At 35.5% G+C, this 18,073-nt stretch carries 12 protein-coding genes and 5 pseudogenes; 8 read left to right on the forward strand and 9 right to left on the reverse strand.

Translation table 11 applies throughout. The annotated features are described in order from the left end of the window. Window positions 1-276 precede the first annotated feature (276 nt). Together OOK85_RS05275 and tsaD are read left to right on the forward strand one after the other, a co-directional pair. The gene (locus OOK85_RS05275; RefSeq protein ID WP_264702597.1) at window positions 277-1,014 is read left to right on the forward strand and encodes a WD_0702 family putative metalloprotease; all 738 of its coding nucleotides are present in this window, start codon (window positions 277-279) and stop codon (window positions 1,012-1,014) included. Between the two features lie 1,197 nt (window positions 1,015-2,211). Next, window positions 2,212-3,219, forward strand: a complete 1,008-nt coding sequence (tsaD, locus tag OOK85_RS05280; RefSeq protein ID WP_264702599.1) for a tRNA (adenosine(37)-N6)-threonylcarbamoyltransferase complex transferase subunit TsaD — start codon at window positions 2,212-2,214, stop codon at window positions 3,217-3,219. A gap of 320 nt (window positions 3,220-3,539) precedes the next feature. Here the strand turns inward: tsaD and OOK85_RS05285 are convergent, their stop codons facing one another. The 6 genes and pseudogenes from OOK85_RS05285 to OOK85_RS05310 all read right to left on the reverse strand — a co-directional run bounded on the left by OOK85_RS05285 (window position 3,540) and on the right by OOK85_RS05310 (window position 9,758). Further along, window positions 3,540-4,292, reverse strand: coding sequence for an IS5 family transposase (locus OOK85_RS05285; RefSeq protein WP_264702164.1), 753 nt, complete (start codon window positions 4,290-4,292; stop codon window positions 3,540-3,542). A 487-nt stretch (window positions 4,293-4,779) separates the two neighbouring features. After that, the gene (locus OOK85_RS05290) at window positions 4,780-5,322 is read right to left on the reverse strand and encodes a demethoxyubiquinone hydroxylase family protein (RefSeq protein ID WP_006279362.1); all 543 of its coding nucleotides are present in this window, start codon (window positions 5,320-5,322) and stop codon (window positions 4,780-4,782) included. After that, the gene (locus OOK85_RS05295) at window positions 5,297-5,818 is read right to left on the reverse strand and encodes a disulfide bond formation protein B (RefSeq protein WP_065094847.1); all 522 of its coding nucleotides are present in this window, start codon (window positions 5,816-5,818) and stop codon (window positions 5,297-5,299) included. The genes OOK85_RS05290 and OOK85_RS05295 overlap by 26 nt, the downstream gene beginning before the upstream one ends. Next, window positions 5,815-7,140 (reverse strand): ribosome biogenesis GTPase Der, encoded by a 1,326-nt coding sequence (gene der / locus OOK85_RS05300; protein WP_010963041.1) that lies wholly within the window; start codon window positions 7,138-7,140, stop codon window positions 5,815-5,817. The genes OOK85_RS05295 and der overlap by 4 nt, the downstream gene beginning before the upstream one ends. 350 nt (window positions 7,141-7,490) lie before the next feature. Further along, a pseudogene (locus OOK85_RS05305) lies at window positions 7,491-8,634 on the reverse strand (IS4 family transposase). Between the two features lie 140 nt (window positions 8,635-8,774). Continuing rightward, complete coding sequence (locus OOK85_RS05310; RefSeq protein WP_264702287.1) at window positions 8,775-9,758, reverse strand: ankyrin repeat domain-containing protein; 984 nt, start codon at window positions 9,756-9,758, stop codon at window positions 8,775-8,777. Window positions 9,759-9,926: 168 nt separating this feature from the next. Between OOK85_RS05310 and OOK85_RS05315 the strand changes: the two are divergent. Then, window positions 9,927-10,778: pseudogene (locus tag OOK85_RS05315) on the forward strand (IS481 family transposase); the annotation flags it as partial. A gap of 16 nt (window positions 10,779-10,794) precedes the next feature. On the opposite strand, the gene OOK85_RS05320 reads toward OOK85_RS05315, so the two are convergent. After that, complete coding sequence (locus OOK85_RS05320) at window positions 10,795-11,547, reverse strand: IS5 family transposase (RefSeq protein WP_264702604.1); 753 nt, start codon at window positions 11,545-11,547, stop codon at window positions 10,795-10,797. Window positions 11,548-11,628: 81 nt separating this feature from the next. On the opposite strand from OOK85_RS05320, the pseudogene OOK85_RS05325 reads away from it, so the two are divergent. Together OOK85_RS05325 and OOK85_RS08030 are read left to right on the forward strand one after the other, a co-directional pair. Beyond that, window positions 11,629-11,730, forward strand: a pseudogene (locus tag OOK85_RS05325) (IS481 family transposase); the annotation flags it as partial. Window position 11,731: 1 nt separating this feature from the next. Further along, window positions 11,732-12,471: pseudogene (locus OOK85_RS08030) on the forward strand (IS3 family transposase); the annotation flags it as partial. 400 nt (window positions 12,472-12,871) lie between these two features. Here the strand turns inward: OOK85_RS08030 and prfB are convergent. Beyond that, a protein-coding gene (prfB, locus tag OOK85_RS05340; protein ID WP_264702607.1) for a peptide chain release factor 2 occupies window positions 12,872-13,976 on the reverse strand; the annotation gives its coding sequence in 2 pieces (ribosomal slippage) (window positions 12,872-13,900 and window positions 13,902-13,976; 1,104 coding nt in all). Between the two features lie 153 nt (window positions 13,977-14,129). Here prfB and mgtE point away from each other — a divergent pair. The 3 genes from mgtE (at window position 14,130) to OOK85_RS05355 (ending at window position 17,527) form a co-directional block, all read left to right on the forward strand. Then, window positions 14,130-15,500 carry a magnesium transporter gene (mgtE, locus tag OOK85_RS05345; protein ID WP_264702609.1) on the forward strand — a complete coding sequence of 457 codons (1,371 nt, stop codon included), beginning with the start codon at window positions 14,130-14,132 and terminating at the stop codon, window positions 15,498-15,500. A gap of 293 nt (window positions 15,501-15,793) precedes the next feature. Further along, window positions 15,794-16,546 carry an IS5 family transposase gene (locus OOK85_RS05350; RefSeq protein ID WP_264702259.1) on the forward strand — a complete coding sequence of 251 codons (753 nt, stop codon included), beginning with the start codon at window positions 15,794-15,796 and terminating at the stop codon, window positions 16,544-16,546. Between the two features lie 121 nt (window positions 16,547-16,667). After that, window positions 16,668-17,527 (forward strand): IS630 family transposase gene (locus OOK85_RS05355; RefSeq protein WP_264702431.1). Its coding sequence is split into 2 segments (ribosomal slippage): window positions 16,668-16,992 and window positions 16,992-17,527, totalling 861 coding nucleotides; the frame shifts between segments, so codons are not numbered across the junction. A 32-nt stretch (window positions 17,528-17,559) separates the two neighbouring features. On the opposite strand, the pseudogene OOK85_RS05360 reads toward OOK85_RS05355, so the two are convergent. Beyond that, window positions 17,560-17,876 (reverse strand): annotated as a pseudogene (locus OOK85_RS05360) (transposase); the annotation flags it as partial. Window positions 17,877-18,073 lie beyond the last annotated feature (197 nt).

Genomic DNA, 18,073 nt, shown 5'->3' on the forward strand with positions numbered 1-18,073 from the left:
ACACAATTGGAGTTACATGCAAAATAGATCCCAGACTGGGATGACAAAAAAAGAGCACTGGAATGACACCATTTGCTGTGCAATTTACCTTCAAAAATGAATGTTCGTACAGCTATGGATTCATTCGCGGTATCTCACCATAGATCCCGCTGACAAGCAGCGGTATGACGGTTATCAGTAAACATGAATTACTTTAGCTATGCAATCAGGCTTCCTAAAAACACTTTGTAGCCAATCAATTCTTGAGTATAAAAAAAATTCCTTTAATAATAAGGTATGCTAATCAGGAATTTAATAAAACAAGCAACTCAAGTAGGAAGCAGTGAAAATGCAATACGGTATGTCGAATATCTCTATCAATTTGAGAAGTTTAGAAACACATTAAACCTCACTTTATCACTAATAAAGCAAAATAGGCTCTCATTTGAAATATACCAAGAGGGATTAGTGGATATGGAAGAGGGAGTGTGTAAGAAAATCAGGTCTTCCAGTGTAAATAGATATGTTATTGTACTGAGGAAGTCAAACCCATACATTATAGTGCATGAACTTTCACACATGGTTGAAAATGAACTGAACTTAAATTTGGAGCAGGAATTCCTCCATAAAGTTTACCAGGATATTGAGCAGAACCTAAAGCAAGCAAATATTCTTGTGCAGAAAATTATCGGCCAAGTTATATTTAAGGAGATACAGGCTTATCAAACTGCAAAATCACGTGCATCTGAATTATTTGCACGCTATTTTGAGCTATTTGCTTGGGCGCAGGAGGTTTACCCTAAAGATAAAGAATACTTAATCCGCACTCAAGACTTAAACAAAGTGTTCCTTGCTACTGACCAATGGAAAAAGAGCTACCTTGATACACAAATGATGGAGAGAATAGATAAGGAAATCAAGGAATACAGCAATAAAACTGCCACTAAAGACGTAACCAAAGTGCAAAGCAGTTGGACTAATAAATTTTTTCCTGGGGGCAAAAAAATTAGCTCTATATTTGGAGATGATGATTAGCTTATAGTGCAGGCCAGACGTCATACCGCCGCGAACCGTCATACCGCGATTCATTCCACAACTGTACGAACGTTGTAGTTTGGGAGCAATTCCCACCAGTGGGGTGTCATCCCAGTGCCCAGACACTAGGATCCAGGAATTTTATTAAGTTGGTAAGCATAAAAGTAGCCATTTTATGTAAAAATACAACATTTTGATGATTATGAAAAAGCTGGATCCCAGTGTCAAGCACTGGGATGACATCATAGAGGCACTGGAATGACACCTTCCTAGTGGAAATTGCTCTCAAATCATAATGTTCGTACAGTTGGTGCGACCCGAAAGTCGTGATTTTGTGATGGTTAAATTCCATCTTCCCTAGACATCGGGGATAATGTATGTCTCACATTTTAGAGAGTGGCAACCTCTAGGATGCAAGCATGAGATAAAAGCAGGTAACACTAAACCTTATAGTGAATCCCTGCAAACAGAGTTAGATATGGTTACGAGAGGAACCAATGCCTGAATTGTCGTAACGAACGATATGCGAAATAAGGTTGGTTAACGCATAGACCAAAAGGTACGGAGAAAGTGGATAATTAGAACTTGACTGGTCTGATTAAGATGTTTCCCATCTCCCGGCAAAAAGTTGGAACCTAAGTCTAACATGAAACAATTTCATGGAACGGAGTAACATTATAGATGCTCTTATTCTTTAAGCAGGGAGCCACCCGTATGCACCTATAATGAGGGATTGTCTAAGAAGCCAAGGCCTAAAATAATGTTTAGGATATGCTGACGTGGACACTGTAATTTGGAAGGTAAAGTTGTGAGTAGTGGTTAATATGTTATGAGCCAACATTAAGTGTTAGGTATGAATGAATACGACTTCTCTAGTAATATAGAGAATGCTGTATTTAAGCTATAAAAACAAATTTACCAAGCTTTGAAATGTTAATTACATGGAGAAGTATGTATGACAAACACCAAGTTAGAGAGAAGCCGGATGTGGTGAAAGTCACAAGTCCGGTTTTGAAGTCGAGTGGAGAGAGGTGACTTTCTCCACTTAGATAACTGGATTCATTCGCGGTATAGATCCCGCTAACAAGCAGCGGGATGACGGTTGTCGGTAAATCTTTTAGCTGTAGAAGTTAACTTTGCAGTTAACTTCTACAGCGTTTCAAGATATAGTTTTGATAATAAAGTGCTCGAATATACATGAAAACCATTTTAGCTGTTGAAACAAGCTGCGACGAAACTGCAGTAGCGATTGTAAATAGTGACAAGCAAGTCCTTGCTCACGAAATTCTCTCCCAAGCAGAACATAAAAAACGTGGTGGGGTGATCCCTGAGATAGCTTCACGTGCTCATATGGAGCATTTAAGTGGTCTAATAAAAAGCGCCGTGGAAAAATCTAACCTTAACTTTTGTGACCTCAATGCAATTGCAGCAACATCAGGACCAGGACTCATAGGTGGACTAATAGTTGGTACAATGATGGCTAAAGCAATTGCGCATGTAGCACAAAAACCATTCATTGCAGTGAATCACTTAGAAGCGCATGCATTGGTTATTAGGTTACTGCATGAGGTAAAATTTCCATTTTTAGTCCTACTAATATCAGGTGGTCACTGTCAATTTTTAATTGCACAGGATGTAGATAAATACATAAAACTTGGAGAAACGCTCGATGATTCACTAGGAGAAGCATTTGATAAAGTTGCTAAGATGCTGGGTTTAAGCTATCCCGGAGGGCCATTAATTGAAAAGTTAGCTAAAAAAGGCAATGGTGCAAGATTTAAATTGCCAAGGGCAATGATAAAACGTTCTGGATGTAACTTTTCGTTTTCTGGAATTAAAACAGCAGTAAAAAACTTAGTGCAAGAACTTAAAATGAGCGAGCAAGATGTGTGTGATGTATGTGCTTCGTTTCAAGAGTGTATTAGTGACATACTGCTGGACAGGGTTAGTAATGCGATTATTATGGCCGAATCTTTAAATATCAAAATCAATGACTTTGTGATTACCGGCGGAGTTGCAGCAAATAATTTCTTGAGAGAAAAATTAAAACAACACATAAACTTAAACATATTTTTTCCTCCCAACAACCTATGTACAGATAATGCAATAATGGTTGGATGGGCAGGAATTGAAATGTTACAGAAAAGCTATATAGATTCTCTCAATTTTGCACCAAGACCTAAGTGGGAGTTAGAGAGTTATTAAAAGCTCTCAATTCTGAATTATAGCTAAAGTGACTTAGGTTCTCTAATTGCACATAAGTCAACAATAATTTTCACACAAATCAAAACAGCATATCTTCTCCATAATCCTTGGTAATTCCACGTAAGTTAAAAGTAGCATATGGTTCTCTCCGCGGTCTGAGATGACAATAAATTTGTCAAGCCGCATTATATAGCTCTTTTCATAATGGTCCAAACGGGTTAAAATAAGAGTTTATAGTAGTGAAGGTAAGTATGCCAGCAGCATATAGTTATGATTTAAGAAAAAAAGCAATGGAAGTGCTAGGCTCTGTGGACAAAATTTTAGAGAAGCCATACAAGAGCTCCAACAAAATTGAGAAAACCCATAAAAACCTCAGCAGTTTTATCAAATCTGGAAAAAATGCGCCTAAAATTTTTAATTTTACCAAAAAAACACTCAATCAAATGACGTTCTTTGTAGATATGCTCATCGTAATACCTTTGCACTTTTCGATTCCGTTTTGGCGGAATAACTACTGTACATCCCTTGTCTTCAAGACTTGTAACAAAGGCATTGCTATCGTAGCCCTTGTCAGCTACTACAGTAGAGTTATAGATACTTTCGGTCAACACTTGTGCCTGCGTAATTTCATTTCTTTGACCAGGAGTCAGAGTAAATTTAAGTGGATTTCCAAGTGCATCGACAAGCGCATGTATTTTAGTTGTAAAGCCACCTTTGCTCCTCCCTAAAGCTTCTTGATCCTTGGAGTTTTTTGTATATCCAGATGAACATGGATGGCCTCGGATGATCGTACCGTCGATTATAGCAACTTCTAAATCAGGCTCTTGTTTAGTATATTCAAGCAATTTTTTCCAGACATCTCTTTCACACCATCTTTTAAATCGCTTATGTATACTCCTGTAATTACCATAAGTTTTTGGTAAAAGTCTCCATTGGCAACCACTTCGCACTATGTACCACACTGCCTCTATGAATATTCTTAAACGTTTTTCATCTTTGCTGTGCATTCCTTTTACGCTTTTTATGAACTCTAAAATTTGTTTCCAATTTTCCTCTTTGATGTAATATTGCATATGGTAGTTTCTCCATTTTTTACCTATTAGGCTAAACTACCATCTTTTTCTCTCTTTTCATATTTTTTGTCCACAGAGCCTAGTAATATAGAGAATGCTGTATTTAAGCTATAAAAACAAATTTACCAAGCTTTGAAATGTTAATTACATGGAGAAGTATGTATGACAAACACCAAGTTAGAGAGAAGCCGGATGTGGTGAAAGTCACAAGTCCGGTTTTGAAGTCGAGTGGGGAGAGGTGACTTTCTCCACTTAGATAACTGAACCTGTGGCAGGTATTACATAAGAGCATTTCCCTCTTCTAAATTAAAACGCACTTTTGCCTCCTTTGCAGTCTATACTTTAGATGTATTTAATTTACAAATACTAATTATTTATTAATAATGGTGATATGTAAATATAGTTATAAAATAATTGTTACACTTGAATTCCTTCCTGGTTTCTGTTGTTATCAGAACATTTAAAACACTTTAAGAAAGCTGCTTAGTTAAATTAACTTAGACAAGTAAATAGCAGTTTTGCAGCCTGTTTTTATGAATGATGATAAAATGTTGTAGCCAAATGCGCTTTCAGCATTGTGCTGAATTGCAATATCTTTGTGCTCTAACTCCTCGTCGCGAAATTTACTTATAGTTTCTCTTAATTCCCCATCTTCTAAATGTGAAACTTGCTCTTTGTAGTGCTCCCCGATAACTTCTTCAACTGCAGCAGTGCAAGCCATAGCAGCTTTTTTGCCCATAATGGCAGTTGCAACGCCAAGCGACACTCCTAAAACACGCCAAACAGGCAACAAAACAGTAGGACGAACTTTTTGCTCTTTGATTTTCTCATTAAAATAGTGAAAATGCTTTTTTTCCTGCTCTTCCATTTCAATTATTTCATTGATTATAGAAGATTTCTTAAGAATAAATTTTTGACCAGAATAAATGCAAATAGCTCCATATTCTCCAGCGTGATCTACTCTAATTGCCTGTTGCAAGAACTGATTGTTGCTGTACCTTAAATTATTTAGATTTCTTTCTTTCTCCACAATACACCTTACCTGATACGAACAGAGCTACTATGAGATAAATTAGATTCCATGTTGCTAAGGAAACACCTAGAACGTAATGAGGTCTGTCACAAGATGGAGAGTAATTAGGATTTAGTAGATTATTTCTGAGCTCTTCTATACTAACGTTACCACTTGCTTGCTCTGTACAACCTAAAACATCATGAAATAAGTGGAGTTCAAGACCTACATGATAAAAAGATATTACTGCACCTATGAGGTAGCTGCAAAACATTGCATAGATTAGAATTTTGTTGTCTTTAAGCATGCACGCTACTGCAAGTAATCCGGCGATATAGTAAACTATTCGCTCGTATGTACATAACTTGCATGGCAGCATGTTGAAAAAATATTCTAGCACATATGCAAAAATTAGAGCAGCGGCACTCGACAGCAGAAAGATTGCAGGAATTCTGGAATTATTACACATAACTTTAAGTAAATTATCCCTGAAAGTATAAAGCAGAGTATTCATTTTACATAGGGATTTTTATTTTTTTTCAAAAGCAATCTAACTGGCACACCGTCTGCAAAGAAATTTTTTCTGAGATCGTTAATTAAATAGCGTTTGTAACTTTCATCAACACTTTCAGGTATGTTACATATCAAAGAAAAAGCTGGAGGTTTAGTACCAATTTGAGCGATATACTTCATTTTAACTGCTTTGCCTTTTACAAGAGGGTGAGAATGTTTTCCTACAGCATCTATGAGCCACTTATTCAGTTTTGCAGTGCTGATCTTCTTGTTCAAGGATTCACTCACTTCAAGACACTTATCTATCACATCACCGCAGCGCATGCCTTTTAACGCAGAAATTGTTATAGTTGGCACTTCCAAGAATAACCTGGTTACTTCCTGTTGTTTGACAAATTTTATTAACCTGCTTCTGTCATCCTTACCTATTAAATCCCACTTATTTAAAACAACAATAATCCCTTTCCCTCCCTTAATTGCAGCTTCACCAATTGATAAATCCTGCTGCTCAATACCAACTAGGGAGTCTAGCATTAAAACTACCACATGAGAGCGCTTGATTGATTCCATGCTTTTCTCAACAAATCTTGATTCTAAGCCATCTACAACATTCGCCTTTCTGCGGATTCCGGCAGTGTCAATTAGAGTAATTAACTCTCCATCATGATCATATGTAATATCCACAGAATCACGTGTGGTACCTGGCTCTGAACTTGTTATTAGTCTGTTTTCTGCAAGTAAACCATTTAAAAAAGTTGATTTTCCAACATTCGGACGGCCGATGATCGCGATCCTCAGCCTACTCAGTTCATTGTTAGGTAACTCAGTGTTCTCGTTAAAATTTTCAATAACACCAGCTAATGCATCATAAAGATCAACCATGCCAAGATTATGCTCGGCAGAGATATACACCGGGCCAAGAAAATCAAAAAACTGCAAATAATCAACATTTTCGGATTTATGACTCTCGCATTTATTTGCTACTAGTATTACAGGTTTATTTATTTTTCTCTTCAGCCACTTTGCAAACTCTTCATTTCGCTCATTTTGCACTTTTGCATCAACAAGAAAGAAAATTATGTTTGAATTGGATAAAGAAAATTCGATTTGTTCAATAACTTGTAGTGAAAAATTAGTTTGGTCGTTCCATCCTCCTGTATCTATAACTTTAAACTCCAAATCGCTAATTCTCCCCATTCCTTCTCGCCTATCCCTTGTCACTCCTGGAATGTTACTCACTACTGCTGCTTTTCTTCCTACTAATCTGTTGAATAGGGTCGATTTTCCAGCATTTGGTAGGCCTACTATGGCGATTTTTAGCATAATTCAAGGGCATGTTCTATATGAAGTAAATTATAACCGAAACTTTTCAATTTAACTATTGACTTCGTAGATTATATAAGCATACTACAGTTAGAATTTTTTATTTCGTTATGTAAAATATGGGGTAGTTATGCTAGTGTCAGAGCAAATAGAGAGTGTAGATAGAGAAGAATTAAAGCAACAAAATCATATACATAAAGATACAGAGTGTTCGGAAGAGACGACAATATATGGGCATATTAATCAACATACGGAAAAAAACATCTCAAATACATTTGCATGAAATATATGATGCTCTTATGTCATATAACGAATCGGAACAGTCAATGACGTCAACTTAAGAACTTTCATTAGCAAACTCTCCTAAAGACATGATGGCGTTTAGGCTTATCTACTTTATTGCGGCTGTCCCGGTCGGATTTTAACTTTAGCGCGTATACTTAAAAAGGGCTTGAAAGTTTTTTGGCGCAATAAGTACCTGATAGAGTTTCTGCCTCATTACACCAAATAAAACTGAAAAATTTAAACGATACTCAGTAATTTGATCTGGGTTCCAAGGCCCTTGTGCATCACACATATGAAGCGATAATATATTGCACATGACCAAGTTTGCCCAAAATTCTTGTAATACAGCCTCTCCAGAAAAATTCTCTAACTCTGCTCCTACTTTGAGTCGTTTATAGCACTCCTCTATGTGCCACCTTAACACATAAGCTTTGCTCCAAAGTCTCGGTCAAAAACTCTGTTTCTCAGTTGGCTAATGTCAGCACTATAACTCTTACTTTCTGTCCTTTCATTTTATTTTTTAGCTTTTCATTTTCTAATATAAAATCAAAATCTAATTCGCCAGCGTTCCCATAGCTTACTATAATTTCTTTTTTGCAAGCGAAAAATAAAATCTACTTCCAAATCATAATGCTGCTGAATGAATTTTACTGAAGACGATCATAGATAAATAATTTGATTTAATAAACGCATTTGAGTGATAACTTCGGGTAATTGCTCTGCCGCCAACGTTTGTTCACCTATATTCCAAGCTGCAAGACGAGCACTACAAATCAGCGAAGTACACAAATCAACAAACAAATTGCCAATGGCGGCATTGTGCCTGTTGTTCCATTTGGTTCAAACTCGGATACAATTTCCCCAGAGCTGGGTAATCTCATACCAGAACCATCTGCTGCAATAAGTCTATAGCCTCTCCAACTCAGGTTCATCCTGATAGGCTGTTTGGATGCTTAAATTCTTGAAAGCCTGTATGGCAAATCTTATACCTTGCTTTAGAAAAAGCTTGCTTTGAGGGTACATGTCAATGGCTCCATAAGTTCACATTCTATTCCCAAACTTTTTTTAACTAACTTTAAAATCATAGAAAATACTGTCGAAAAAGGAAGTTTTCTTGTTCGTGTAAAACTCAACACAATGGATTTTCTGAAAAGTTTTCGAGTATATTATATTTTTAATTTGTAGAATAAGGTTTTTTCCTTTTTGCATATTTCACCTAAAAAGGACACATTTTAGACTTCTTTGTTGAAATAAAACAGAAACAAAAGTGCTGTTCCTTGCACTCTTTGGATAATTTAATGATAAAAAATTTGGAGAGAAATTTTATACACTATCGCTGATATTTTTCCTTAAGTTGACGCTATTGCCTGAACGGATACTAAATTTTCATTCACAATGTTCATTAACTCAGGCGGTAATTGTTTAAATTCAAGTTTTCCGATTCTATCATACAAGCACTTTTTTCTCTCTCCTTCTGTAATTCTACTTTGAATTCGATCCTTAAGCAAATCAGCAAATATTGGAAACTCTTTGTAGCCATTTGATTGTAATTCTTGTAATTGGAGAATAATGCCTTCATTTCCCACATACGAAACTAACTTCACATCGTCTTTTTCTGTAAGAAAATCATTAATGGATATATTTCTATTGCGAATGTTACCAATAACATATGTGCTCATTTGTGTAGTTTCATCCTTACACTTATCCCAGTAACTTGATAACGCTGCATTACCGTTAAGAAAATTTGGTTTTTCAGCATTGAAGTTCTGTAATAATGTATATTCAATGATACATTTAGCTGTACCCGTATTGCGACCTCCTACAGCGATTTGCAGAGCAGTTCTTTCATCATCACCTTTAGCATTAACATTAGCACCATTTGCAATGAGAAGTTTTACTACTTCTACTTCTATTCTACTGAACATTGCAGTCAGGTGTAGAGGAGTATGTTTGTTACGATCTCCAGAATTAACATTAGCACCATTTGCTACTTCTATGTTACTGTATATCATAGCATAGTATATAGGAGTACGTTCGTCATCATCTCTAGCATTAATATCAGCATCATTTGCAATGAGAAGTTTTGCTACTTCTATTTCACCTTTCACTGCAGCCAAGTGTAGAGGAGCCTGTTTGCCACCATCTTTAACATTAGCATCATTTTCAATGAGAAGTTTTGCTATTTCTATATATCCTTCTCTCAAAGCGAAGCATAGATGAGTAGATACCCAATATCCATCGCTAACATCAGCTCCCTTTTCTAAAGCCTCTTTTACTCCATTTAAATCACCATTGCTAACTGCATCAAATAATTGTTCTGTTGCTCGATTCATAACCTACATCTATTAAATAACCTATTTTAGTATAGTCTCATTTGGTATAATAAGTCGAGCATAATATTTAACTTACACCGCAATCAGCAGATTGAGATCTAGGTGTACAGTCCCAGAGTGTGATGGTATGATAAAATATGAGAAAAAAATACCATCAAAGGAGGAGTTATGGGACAAATATTACATGGGTGCGCCAAAACAACACAGACGATTCGTAGAGCAATACAAAATAGAAAAGAGAGCATAGCAAAACTCTCCAAGCATTATAACCTTAATCCAAAAACTATTATTAAGTGGAGAAAACGTTCATTTACGAAAGATGCTGATATGGGTCCAAAGCGTCCAAGATCGACTGTTTTAACGCTAGAAGAGGAAGCTATAATAGTTACATTTCGCAAGTATACACTACTGCCACTAGATGATTGCCTTTACGCTCTGCAGTCTACAATTCCGCATTTGACTCGCTCTAGCTTGCATCGTTGTTTACAAAGACACAACATTAGCAGATTACCAACTGTTGATGGAGAAGTTAAGTCAAAAAAGAAATTCAAACAATATCCTATCGGTTACTTTCATATTGATATTGCTGAAGTTAGAACTGAGGAGGGCAAATTACATTTGTTTGTTGCTATTGATAGGACATCCAAATTTACCTATGTTGAGTTGCGTAACAGTGCTACAAAACCCATAGCTGCTGAGTTCTTACGTAATTTGATTAGAATTTTACCGTATAAAATCCATACTATTTTGACAGATAACGGTATACAATTTACAAACCAGAAGCGTCATAAGTATGCTTTCCAACATATATTTGATAGAGTTTGCGAAGAGAATGTTATTGAACATCGTTTGACAAAAGTTAGCCATCCTTGGACGAATGGGCAAGTCGAGCGTATGAATAAAACTTTAAAGGATGCTACAGTTAAGAAGTATTACTATCAATCGCACCAGCAACTTAAAGAACACCTTTATAACTTTGTTATGGCTTATAATTATGCAAAGAGACTCAAAACTCTTAGGCTCTGTGGACAAAATTTTAGAGAAGCCATACAAGAGCTCCAACAAAATTGAGAAAACCCATAAAAACCTCAGCAGTTTTATCAAATCTGGAAAAAATGCGCCTAAAATTTTTAATTTTACCAAAAAAACACTCAATCAAATGACGTTCTTTGTAGATATGCTCATCGTAATACCTTTGCACTTTTCGATTCCGTTTTGGCGGAATAACTACTGTACATCCCTTGTCTTCAAGACTTGTAACAAAGGCATTGCTATCGTAGCCCTTGTCAGCTACTACAGTAGAGTTATAGATACTTTCGGTCAACACTTGTGCCTGCGTAATTTCATTTCTTTGACCAGGAGTCAGAGTAAATTTAAGTGGATTTCCAAGTGCATCGACAAGCGCATGTATTTTAGTTGTAAAGCCACCTTTGCTCCTCCCTAAAGCTTCTTGATCCTTGGAGTTTTTTGTATATCCAGATGAACATGGATGGGCTCGGATGATCGTACCGTCGATTATAGCAACTTCTAAATCAGGCTCTTGTTTAGTATATTCAAGCAATTTTTTCCAGACATCTCTTTCACACCATCTTTTAAATCGCTTATGTATATTCCTGTAATTACCATAAGTTTTTGGTAAAAGTCTCCATTGGCAACCACTTCGCACTATGTACCACACTGCCTCTATGAATATTCTTAAACGTTTTTCATCTTTGCTGTGCATTCCTTTTACGCTTTTTATGAACTCTAAAATTTGTTTCCAATTTTCCTCTTTGATGTAATATTGCATATGGTAGTTTCTCCATTTTTTACCTATTAGGCTAAACTACCATCTTTTTCTCTCTTTTCATATTTTTTGTCCACAGAGCCTAAGGGTCTTACTCCTTATGAATTTATATGTTATCAGTGGACACAGTCTCCAGAATTATTTATACTAAATCCACACCATCACACTCTGGGACCATACACCTAGTGGCTACTATAAGTGGACCACAAGAAAAATAAGCAGTAGAGAATCAGCAAATAAAGAGCTACTCGCAGCTATTCAAAAAATATATCAAGTTTCTAAATGTAGATATGGAGCTCCTAAAATTCATGCTGAATTGAAGGCTTTGGGTAAAAGTTGCAATTTGAAAACGGTGCAAAGTATTATGCAGAAAAATGACATCAGGGCTATACTGAGAAGAAAGTTTAAAATTAAAAAACAACAAACAGATAATAGAGCTGTAGCTCCCAATATACCAGATCAAAACTTTATTGTTGATCAACCAAATAAAGTATGGGATTACTTACATCAAAACCAAGGAGGGATGGCTATATTTGGCAGCAATAATTCTCACGTATGGTAGTTAATGAGTAGTGCAATAAATAAACAATTGGTTATGAACTCTTTATTAATGGCCATTAATAGGCGTAAACCTGTTAAAAATCTACTGCTGCACAGTGACCAAGGTTCACAATATACTGCGCAAGGGTATCAATATCTCTTAGCTGTAAAGAATATAGATGAATAATAAAGGCTGTTGTTACGACAATTCTGTTGCAGAAAGCTTCTTTAGCTCATTGAAAAGAGAAATACTTATTGATACTTCACAACACTCTGCTCAACAAACTAGAACTGCAATATTTGAATACATAGAAATTTTTTATAACAAACAACGTCACTATTAACTATTGCATTCCAGAACAATTTGATGCATCATTCTTTTTGTAAAAAACATTCCAAACTTTCTCTCCACTTTTTCTGGGTAAGGTCAATCTTCACATGACCAGTAATAGCAGCTAAAATAAATAATGTTCTATGATGGATTTCCACTTGGTTACGTATGGATGGTAAGCCAAAAAATCCAGGTTCTGTGCAACTACTAGTATACTCTATATTTAAGCAGGTGAGACTCGCATCAAAACTAGTTTCGCTCAACTGAGTATATTCATCTGAATATCGTGACAATTTCTCTCTAATTTTCTCAATTACATTGTCCTTACTTAAATTCCCTTCTTCATTAACTGTACTTAATATTCTTTTTCACTGATCATATTTAATCGCCATAACTTTACTCCTACTTTAACAATATTTTAATTATCATATATTATGGCAAGAAAGTCAACCCTACCTAATTTTGCTTAGTGAGCACACTAACTATGAAACAATCTATATTACCATCAAAAACAGAATTTATATTGCCCACTTCATGTCCGGTTCTTAAATCCTTCACCATTTGATATGGATGCATAACGTACGATCTGATCTGATTGCCCCAGCCTATATCGCATTTTTTACCATATTCTTCAGCCATTTTCTGTTCTTTTTTTTCCAGTTCAATTTGGTATAAACGTCCTTTAAGTAATTTTAACGCCTCATCTTTATTTCTGTGTTGAGAACGACCATTTTGGCATTGAACTATAACACCAGTTGGAATATGCGTAATGCGTACCGCACTTTCAGTCTTGTTCACGTGCTGACCGCCTGCTCCAGAAGCTCGGTAGGTGTCGATCTTTAGATCCTTTTCATCCACAGCAATATCAATTGAATCTTCTATCACTGGAGTTACTCCTACACTTGCAAAACTGGTATGACGTTTACCATTTGCATCAAACGGAGATATTCTAACCAGCCTGTGAATTCCACTTTCACTTTTTGCCCACCCATAAGCTTTTTCTCCAACGATTTTTATCATTGCAGACTTTATACCAACCGCATCACCATCTAATTTTTCTACAACTTCAACTTTAAAGTTGTGATAAATTTCTGCCCACCTTGTATACATGCGCATCAGCATTTCAGCCCAATCATTGCTCTCTGTTCCACCAGCTCCTGAGTGAATTTCTAAAAAGCAGTCATTATTATCTGCTTCGCCAGTAAATAAGGATTCTGTTTCTTTACACTTGATTAATTTCTCTAGCTTAGCTAATTCATTTTCAACTTCAGAGAAAAATTCTTCATCATTTTCATCAATAGCAGACTTCATTAAGCTGATGGCATCGTTGTAATCGCTTTCCAGCTTTAAAAACGACTCTACGTCATTCTTAATTTTAGAACGTTCTTTTAAAACTTCTTGTGCTTTTTGGTTATCTTGCCATAGGTCATCATTCGACGCTTGGGAGTCAAGCTCTTCAAGACGCAACTTTAATTTTTCTATGTCAAAGACACCTCCTGATAAGAGAAATACTTTTATTTAAGCTTTGAAAGTGTTCAAGAATTTCTGGATAAGTTTTCATTATACTTTAGATTTTAATATATTTACTATCAATAACAATAACAGTAAACAAAATAGAAATTTAACCATATGATAGTTAATTTAAATAATTTCATTATACTTTAATGTTTAAGGAAATCAAGCGCGTATATTTATTAAAAAATAAGGTAAAGTAATGAATATTAAAATAAGTTCTCATTATGGTTTAGACAAAAAGGCTATTGATGACTTAATAGAGTCACTTGATAACGATGAGCTAGAAAATGTTCGTAATATTGTAAAAACGATAGATAGCGTTCAGTTAGCTTATTTTTTATCTACTTCAATCAGTGATCACAGGGAGAAATTAGTTAATATCCTCGATCAACATTTGTTAAGTGATGCCCTAGTGCATGTAGTGCCAGATTTACAAATAGAGATCATAGAAACATTGGGAATAGAAAATACAGCAAAGTTACTAATGCTCCTTGATGTAGAAGATATAGTAACCATAGTGAAAGATTTAGATAGAAAGTCTGTAGAAAATATACTTTACTATTTGCCCAGCAAAACTCAGAAATCGGTAGAGGAGTTGCTATCATATCCAGAAGAAAGTGCAGGAAGGTTAATACATAAAGATATGGTTATAGCTCCATATTATTGGACAATAAATCAACTGACAGAATTTGTGTGCAACTATAAAAAAATACCAGAAAGATTTCACCAGATATTTATTATCAACTCAAAATTAGAGCCTATAGGCAGTGTTAATTTAAATAAGGTAATATCTCACTCAGGAGACACAATAATAAAAGAGATAATGGATCATGACATAAAAATCATTAAAACTGGAGTAGACCAAGAGGAAGTAGCAAGAATATTTAAAGACTACTCTCTATTATCAGCTCCGGTCGTAAATAAGAATGGTAAAATTATTGGTGTGATCTTAATTGAAGATGTGATAAAAGTTGTTCAACAAGAAACAGAAGAGGATGTACTCAAAATAAGCGGTGTATCTTCTAAAGCCGATATAAATGCCCCTATACATAAAACTATAATTAAAAGGCTACCTTGGTTACTGTTTAACCTCTTAGCTGCAACAATGTGTTCCATAGTAGTTGGCTTTTTCGATGATGTAATAAAAAGTTTTATAGTACTGCCAATAATCATGCCGATAATTGCATCAATGAGCGGAAATGCAGGATCCCAAACAGTAACGTTAACCATCCGGGCAATCGCAACAAAATATCTAACTGAGCAAAATGCAAAAAGAATACTGATGAAAGAATTTTTAATAGGTCTTATAAACGGGGTGATCTTATCTACTATTTCATTAGTAGTGTTAGCAATAAGGTTTCACAGCTTCAAAGTGGAGATGATTTTTGTGGTCTCCATGATTATGATGTCAATTATTGCAACGTTTATCGGAACTTTCATTCCTATAATGCTTCATCGCTTAAAGTCTGACCCTGCCGTTTCTTCTTCAATCCTAACATCGGCAACAACTGATATTCTCTCAGCTCTTATATTTCTTGGTTTAGCTACGATCTTTTTATTAAACAGTTGACACTATCTATAGCTATACCGCGATTTATTCCAGTTATCTAAGTGGAGAAAGTCACCTCTCCCCACTCGACTTCAAAACCGGACTTGTGACTTTCACCACATCCGGCTTCTCTCTAACTTGGTGTTTGTCATACATACTTCTCCATGTAATTAACATTTCAAAGCTTGGTAAATTTGTTTTTATAGCTTAAATACAGCATTCTCTATATTACTAGGCTCTGTGGACAAAAAATATGAAAAGAGAGAAAAAGATGGTAGTTTAGCCTAATAGGTAAAAAATGGAGAAACTACCATATGCAATATTACATCAAAGAGGAAAATTGGAAACAAATTTTAGAGTTCATAAAAAGCGTAAAAGGAATGCACAGCAAAGATGAAAAACGTTTAAGAATATTCATAGAGGCAGTGTGGTACATAGTGCGAAGTGGTTGCCAATGGAGACTTTTACCAAAAACTTATGGTAATTACAGGAGTATACATAAGCGATTTAAAAGATGGTGTGAAAGAGATGTCTGGAAAAAATTGCTTGAATATACTAAACAAGAGCCTGATTTAGAAGTTGCTATAATCGACGGTACGATCATCCGAGCCCATCCATGTTCATCTGGATATACAAAAAACTCCAAGGATCAAGAAGCTTTAGGGAGGAGCAAAGGTGGCTTTACAACTAAAATACATGCGCTTGTCGATGCACTTGGAAATCCACTTAAATTTACTCTGACTCCTGGTCAAAGAAATGAAATTACGCAGGCACAAGTGTTGACCGAAAGTATCTATAACTCTACTGTAGTAGCTGACAAGGGCTACGATAGCAATGCCTTTGTTACAAGTCTTGAAGACAAGGGATGTACAGTAGTTATTCCGCCAAAACGGAATCGAAAAGTGCAAAGGTATTACGATGAGCATATCTACAAAGAACGTCATTTGATTGAGTGTTTTTTTGGTAAAATTAAAAATTTTAGGCGCATTTTTTCCAGATTTGATAAAACTGCTGAGGTTTTTATGGGTTTTCTCAATTTTGTTGGAGCTCTTGTATGGCTTCTCTAAAATTTTGTCCACAGAGCCTAGCAGAAAATCCTACATAATTCCTGTACTTTATAGCAGTTATAGCTCTTTTCATAATGGTCCAAACGGGTTAAAATAAGAGTTTATAGTAGTGAAGGTAAGTATGCCAGCAGCATATAGTTATGATTTAAGAAAAAAAGCAATGGAAGTGCTAGACGAAGGGGAAAGCAGAGAAACGGTAGCAGCAAGATTTAAAATTGGAAGAACTACATTATGGGAGTGGCAGCAAAGAAAAAAAGAAACAGGAGATTTTCAGTCGAAAAAACTTGGAAATGGAGGTTATAATCACAAAATTACCGACTGGAATAAATTTACTGAATTTGCCAAAAAACATGGTGGAAAAACTCTATCGGAAATGGCTAAGCTTTGGAGTAATGTTAGTATCCCAACGATTCATCGAGCTCTTAAAAAAATTGGACTCACACGCAAAAAAAGACATATGGATACAAAGAAAGGAATGAAGAAAAACGTGCTGAATTTTTGAAAATTATAGCAACAAAAGAACCTCAAAACTTAGTATATATAGATGAATCTGGTATTGATAATACCGAAGACTATCCCTATGGATATTCTCAGAAAGGACAGCGGTTTTATGCTCTAAAATCTGGTAAAAAAATTCAACGAATCAGTATGATTGCAGCCTTAAACGGCAGAAAAATAGTTGTTCCGTTAACATTTGAAGGCCACTGTAATATGGATATCTTTAATAAATGGTTTGAGCAGTTCCTAACACCGATTTTGGAACCTGGACAAACTGTTATCCTTGATAATGCTACTTTTCATAAGTCTAATAAGATTACTGAACTTGCTAAAGGAGTTGGTGCAGAAATTTTATATCTACCGCCTTATTCTCCCGATTTTAACAAAATTGAGCATCATTGGTTTGCTATAAAAAACAGAGCTAGGAAAAACATTCCTCTATTCACATCTTTTCGTCATGCTGTTGATTCTGCTTTTCTATGAACTTTCCGGACTATTATGAAAAGAGCTATACTATGCTCTTTTATAAAAAAATATTTTACTCTTTTTGACTGGCCAGGGCTTTTTTTAAAATGTCTCTTTCCCTTGTTACTCTTGCTAACTCTCTTTGTAAATCAAACCTCTCTTTGTCGTAAGGAGCCATGTTACCTCTACCTGGAAATGCATCTGCTGCTGACTTTTTTTCGTTGTGTTTCTTTATCCATTTTCCTAATAAACCACCCTTTATTCCTAAATCCTTTGCTATTTTTGTAATTGTTTGATCTGCCTTTCTTTGTTCATTTGCCAGTTTAACAGCTTCCAATTTGAATTCTGCTGTATATTCTCTTACCATTTCTAATCCTCCAAAATTTTATTTTACCCAAAAAAACTCTTTTCTTTCTCTCCACTTTTTCTGGGTAAGGTCAGTCTTTAGGCACCCAAACAAAGGGAAATGCTGGATAAAAAGAAAATACTTTAAAAAGTATAATAACGATAACTGGCGTTTTATGACAAGTAACAAGATACATCTTATTATACACAGCGATCATG

It is taken from the genome of Wolbachia endosymbiont (group A) of Volucella inflata (assembly GCF_947250665.1).
Taxonomy (GTDB): domain Bacteria; phylum Pseudomonadota; class Alphaproteobacteria; order Rickettsiales; family Anaplasmataceae; genus Wolbachia; species Wolbachia pipientis.

What these genes read in the sequence shown, in the direction of transcription:
- OOK85_RS05275 (WP_264702597.1), top strand. Translation starts at nt 277, where the DNA reads ATGCTAATCAGGAATTTAATAAAACAAGCAACTCAAGTAGGAAGCAGT.
- tsaD (WP_264702599.1), top strand. Translation starts at nt 2,212, where the DNA reads ATGAAAACCATTTTAGCTGTTGAAACAAGCTGCGACGAAACTGCAGTA.
- OOK85_RS05285 (WP_264702164.1), bottom strand. Translation starts at nt 4,292, where the DNA reads ATGCAATATTACATCAAAGAGGAAAATTGGAAACAAATTTTAGAGTTC.
- OOK85_RS05295 (WP_065094847.1), bottom strand. Translation starts at nt 5,818, where the DNA reads ATGAATACTCTGCTTTATACTTTCAGGGATAATTTACTTAAAGTTATG.
- der (WP_010963041.1), bottom strand. Translation starts at nt 7,140, where the DNA reads ATGCTAAAAATCGCCATAGTAGGCCTACCAAATGCTGGAAAATCGACC.
- OOK85_RS05310 (WP_264702287.1), bottom strand. Translation starts at nt 9,758, where the DNA reads ATGAATCGAGCAACAGAACAATTATTTGATGCAGTTAGCAATGGTGAT.
- OOK85_RS05320 (WP_264702604.1), bottom strand. Translation starts at nt 11,547, where the DNA reads ATGCAATATTACATCAAAGAGGAAAATTGGAAACAAATTTTAGAGTTC.
- mgtE (WP_264702609.1), top strand. Translation starts at nt 14,130, where the DNA reads ATGAATATTAAAATAAGTTCTCATTATGGTTTAGACAAAAAGGCTATT.
- OOK85_RS05350 (WP_264702259.1), top strand. Translation starts at nt 15,794, where the DNA reads ATGCAATATTACATCAAAGAGGAAAATTGGAAACAAATTTTAGAGTTC.